The following is a 3,822-nucleotide window of genomic DNA, read 5'->3' on the forward strand; positions in this document are numbered from 1 at the left end:
GGCGCGCCGCTTGGTACGCGTTCTGCCAGAGTGGATCGGACCGCCGCAGGAGCTCAATGCGCTTTCTTCACGGGAGCGGATGCCGTCTCCGAAGGTGCAGGCATTCATCTCCTATCTCAAGGAAAGGCTCAGGTTCGACGGGGTCTAAGTGCGCGCATGCAGAGAGGCGATCTTTATTGATTCGCGCGGCGGTCTTTATTCTTGTCGACGAACCTTATTGAGATCAGGAGCGGAGCGCATTCTGCGTACTCGCCGGCACCCGTACTGCTGGTCCGTGCTCAGGAGATCGAATCGGAGGCGCGGCCTGCCGCGTCGCACGGGAAGGCGTAGGCGCTTCGGTCGGCGAAGAGCGGGCGGAAGCGCAGTTCGTAGCCGCTGGATGCATGCGAGGCGTTCATCACAGTCTCCTTGGCGCGCCTCGCTTCTGGAAGAGGGTAGGAAAGCGGTGAGGCACGGCCTCAATCTAGATCGCCCGCTTAACCGTACCGTCAATGCGGCGCATCCGTAGGAAACATTGCGTGAACTGTCTGTCTCATCATTCGAACGCCAGGGCGGGCGCGAGGCTCGCGGATCTCCGAGACGGCCCGACTTCGGTGCGCCGCCAGCTCAAGTCACGGGGACAGCGCAAGCCAACGCGCGCTCAGCGCAGCCGTATCCACCGGCTCGTCCGTGACGACTTCAAGCGCGAGGGCGCACTCGTCCGGATCCAGGGGCTCGTGGGTGGCAAGCTGCCGCTCCAGCACGGCCAAGGTCGCCTCGGACGCGTCGCCTCCCTCGGCGTCGCGCGCCACCACTCGCCGACGCAACTGCGTTTCGGCCGCACGGCAACGAAGAATCGAGAACGGCACACGCAGCTCGGCCGCCAGGGCCCGGAATGCCAGCCGCTCGTCGCGGCGCAGGAAGGCCGCGTCGACGATCACCGGGTAGCCGGCCTGCAGAGCCGTCCGCGCGCACTCGGCCAACCGGGCCAAAGTGCGCTGCGTCGCGTCCTGCGTGTAGATCCCGGCATGCTGATCGGCTGAACGTTGCTGCGCCCCCAGTCCGAAGAGGCGTTTGCGCTCGACGTCTGACCGGATGCGGATCGCGCCCGCAGCCGCCAGCAGCGCCGCGGCCATGGTCGACTTCCCCGAGCCGGACAACCCGTGCGTGATCATCAGGCGCGACGCGTCGCCCGGGGTCTGCGCAAGCTGTCCCGCACAGGCCAGGTAGTCCGGCTCGACGGGCGGCGCAACATCAGCGCCTGCGCGCGCGCGCAGTCTGCAGACCAGCGCGCGCACCAGGGCCCGGTACACCTCGTAGAAGCGCAACACCGGCACACCGGTGTAGTCGCCGCTGTACTGCAGGTACGCGTCGAGAAAGCGGAATGCGAGATCCTTGCGACCATGCACCTTCAGGTCCATCGTGAGAAAGGCGACGTCGCTCATTACGTCGATCCAGCGCAGAGCAGGATCGAATTCGATGCAGTCAAAGGCGGTCAGATGGCCATCGATCAGCACCACGTTGGCCAGATGAAGGTCGCCATGGCATTCGCGTACCGCACCGCTGCGCTGCCGCGCAAACCAGGCCGTGCGCAGTGCCCTCCCTTGCTCGAAAACCCAAGCCTGCAGATCTCTTGTGCGCTTCGCGCCACCATCGGCGCGCAGACGTGCCAATGCATCGACTGCCGGGCGACCCACCTGGGCCGGAGCACCGAACTCGGACGCCGGCGCGGCAACCTGTGCCTGCGCGTGGAAAGCAGCCAGCCGCTGCGCGAACTGTTCAAGACAGCCATCCTCCAGCCGTCCGGCCGGCAGCAGGCGTTGCAGCAATGCATCCTCGGGAAAACGCCGCATGCAGACGACGAAGTCGATGGGATCGCCGGCACCCAGGCGCGGAGCCTGCGTGGTGCCGGTCACCGCCACCACGCCGAGGTACAGCGAAGGCGCAAGCCGCCGGTTGAGGCGCACTTCCTCCTCGCAGAAGTGCTTGCGTGCCACGAGCGTGCTGAAGTCGACGAAACCCAGGGAGACGGGCTTCTTCAGCTTGTAGGCCATCTGCGCGGTCAGCAGCACCCAGGAGATATGGGTTTCCACCAGCGAGACCGCTTGGCCGGTGTCCGACTGCAGGCGCTCGCGCAGCGCCGTCACCAGCGTACGGTCTGCTGCGACGGTCGTGGAATCCGGCGACTTCATGCCAACAGTGTCCATGGCCTGGCTCCACCCGTTCCGAACGTGGGATCGGCCGAGACTACTTCGCCTTGCGCTTCTTGCCGCGTCTGACCTTCTCCTTGACCTGTTGCTGGTCGGCCTTGTGCAACAACTGCTTCTTGAACTCCCCGATCGCCGATCTGTCATGCGCGTAGCTGATGACACGGTAGGCATGGCGGGCGACGTTGCCGCTTCCCACGTTGCAGATGACGACCGTGTCATTCTCGCCGTCGAAATCGGGGGCCTCTTGGCCGAGCCAGTCGTGGTTCTCGATGGTGGTTTCGATGCGGCAATCTGCCGGCAGCCCGATGCCCATCCTCCTGAGAAACTCCCGCGGCTTCCCGAGATAGGCCTTGAGTTCCAGGGGCGTGCACTCCCAGAAATGGGCATTGAAAGGTTCAGCCCGAATGATTTTGGACCGGGCGGAGAGATCGACGATTTTTGTGGGCATGCTCAGGCTCCTGGACAGCTTGAAGGAACAAGAAGGAGGCGGTCCCCCCCGATTGCAAGCTGTTGCTCAACGGTGGGCACGCGGAAGTCTCATCTCCCAGTTTCTTCGCAGGACCGGATGGCAGCCTTGACGCGCATCAAGGGCCACATCGATCACGAAGCAGCCGCGTCCCGATGCGGCTGCCACGGTCCTGCAAGCCGCGACCGTGTGCCGATCGCCGACGCAGCCGCCAGCGCAGCCGGTGTCGGTTTTCACCTCACCTTGAATTTTTTGCAGCTTGGTTTGCACTCGCGCGCGCGGCCTGGTGCGGAACGCCACTTGACTTGCGCCAGCTCGCCGCCTAACCCTCGTGTTCGGCTGGCGTATGCGCACCGCCCTATCAGGCCCGGCGCCGGAATCGCCGCTGCCCATGGGGAAGGGCAGAATGCGTTGTTTCAGGGCCAAGATGCAGACGTTGATCCAACCTTCACACCAATGACTTGGTCCAACATTTCGCTCTTTCTCGTTCCGTTTGTGATTGCAGCGGCACTGCCCGGCCCCGCCCAGGGGACACTTGTGGCAACGGTGCTATCGCAGGGGAAGTCATCCGCATTGCCTTTCGCGACGGGTATGGTCTTCGGGAATGCTGTGTGGCTGGTAGCAACGATCTTGGGCCTTGCCGCAATGGCATTGCGCTATGAGTCGCTGTTCGTCGCAGTGAAGTGGCTGGGCGTTGCATACCTGCTTTACGTCGCGTGGCGGCTTTGGTCCGCCCCTGCCGTGATCCAAGCCTCGGACGAGGGGAAGTCCAGCGGGCTTTTTGCCGGCATGCTGCTCACGCTTGGGAACCCGAAAGCAGTGGTGTTCTTCGGGGCAATCCTCCCGCAAGCGTTTGACCTGAGCGCAGTCACGCTCGCGCAAGCTACGCTGATCGTGGCTCTCGGCGTGGCCGTAGACTTCGCAGTTCAGTGCGTCTACCTGACCGCAGCAAGCAAAGCTCGCAGGCTGGTCTCCACGCCGGCCCATCTTCGGTTGGTCAATAGGGGCGCTGCAACCATGATTTGTGGTTGCGCACTGCTGGTTGCACGTAGATCCTAGTAGCCGTGCAGTGCCCGCTAGTACAGTGACACGTAAATAACGGAACATGAATACACTCCGTCTTTCCCCGTTGGGGTTACGAAGGAGTTCTCATGCGCCAGACCGAAC

At 63.7% G+C, this 3,822-nt stretch carries 3 protein-coding genes; 1 reads left to right on the forward strand and 2 read right to left on the reverse strand.

The features are described from left to right. Positions 1-611: 611 nt before the first annotated feature. Complete coding sequence (locus BLS74_RS33430; RefSeq protein ID WP_244504146.1) at positions 612-2,186, reverse strand: bifunctional aminoglycoside phosphotransferase/ATP-binding protein; 1,575 nt, start codon at positions 2,184-2,186, stop codon at positions 612-614. A gap of 40 nt (positions 2,187-2,226) precedes the next feature. Next, positions 2,227-2,637: a hypothetical protein gene (locus BLS74_RS33435; RefSeq protein ID WP_093112326.1), complete on the reverse strand. Its 411-nt coding sequence runs from the start codon at positions 2,635-2,637 to the stop codon at positions 2,227-2,229. Positions 2,638-2,763: 126 nt separating this feature from the next. Between BLS74_RS33435 and BLS74_RS35465 the strand changes: the two genes are divergently transcribed. Then, positions 2,764-3,714, forward strand: a complete 951-nt coding sequence (locus BLS74_RS35465) for a LysE family translocator (protein ID WP_244504147.1) — start codon at positions 2,764-2,766, stop codon at positions 3,712-3,714. The last annotated feature ends 108 nt before the right edge of the window (positions 3,715-3,822 follow it).

This window comes from Variovorax sp. CF079 (genome assembly GCF_900101545.1).
In the GTDB taxonomy this organism is placed as follows: domain Bacteria; phylum Pseudomonadota; class Gammaproteobacteria; order Burkholderiales; family Burkholderiaceae_C; genus Variovorax.